The 1,050-nt window shown below is 57.7% G+C and carries 1 rRNA gene; it reads right to left on the bottom strand.

What is annotated here, in order from left to right:
- Positions 1-1,050: ribosomal RNA gene (locus ACFYZA_RS40250) — 23S ribosomal RNA — on the bottom strand; the annotation flags it as partial.

Here is a 1,050-nt window from a genome sequence, read left to right as displayed (position 1 = left end):
CCTACACCCTTACCCCGGGACAACCACCGCCCGGGCTGGACTACCTTCCTGCGTCACCCCATCGCTTACCTACTACAAGTCTGGGTCACCGGCTCCACCACTTTCCTTTCCCCGAAGGGTCCGGAACGGCTTCACGGGCTTAGCATCGCCTGATTCGATATTGGGCGTTTCAAAGCGGGTACCGGAATATCAACCGGTTGTCCATCGACTACGCCTGTCGGCCTCGCCTTAGGTCCCGACTTACCCTGGGCAGATCAGCTTGACCCAGGAACCCTTAGTCAATCGGCGCACACGTTTCTCACGTGTGTATCGCTACTCATGCCTGCATTCTCACTCGTGAACCGTCCACCACTAGCTTCCGCTGCGGCTTCACCCGGCACACGACGCTCCCCTACCCATCCCAGCCCCCGTTGGGGGTACATGCTGGAATGACACGACTTCGGCGGTACGCTTGAGCCCCGCTACATTGTCGGCGCGGAATCACTTGACCAGTGAGCTATTACGCACTCTTTCAAGGGTGGCTGCTTCTAAGCCAACCTCCTGGTTGTCTCTGCGACTCCACATCCTTTCCCACTTAGCGTACGCTTAGGGGCCTTAGTCGATGCTCTGGGCTGTTTCCCTCTCGACCATGGAGCTTATCCCCCACAGTCTCACTGCCGTGCTCTCACTTACCGGCATTCGGAGTTTGGCTAAGGTCAGTAACCCGGTAGGGCCCATCGCCTATCCAGTGCTCTACCTCCGGCAAGAAACACACGACGCTGCACCTAAATGCATTTCGGGGAGAACCAGCTATCACGGAGTTTGATTGGCCTTTCACCCCTAACCACAGGTCATCCCCCAGGTTTTCAACCCTGGTGGGTTCGGTCCTCCACGACCTCTTACAGCCGCTTCAACCTGCCCATGGCTAGATCACTCCGCTTCGGGTCTAGAGCGTGCAACTCAATCGCCCTGTTCGGACTCGCTTTCGCTACGGCTTCCCCACACGGGTTAACCTCGCTACACACCGCTAACTCGCAGGCTCATTCTTCAAAAGGCACGCAGTCACGACTG

It is taken from the genome of Streptomyces sp. NPDC001828, from assembly GCF_042892175.1.
GTDB lineage: Bacteria > Actinomycetota > Actinomycetes > Streptomycetales > Streptomycetaceae > Streptomyces.
The sequence above is the reverse complement of the archived record's forward strand: the minus strand, read 5'-3'. Positions and strand labels throughout refer to the sequence as shown.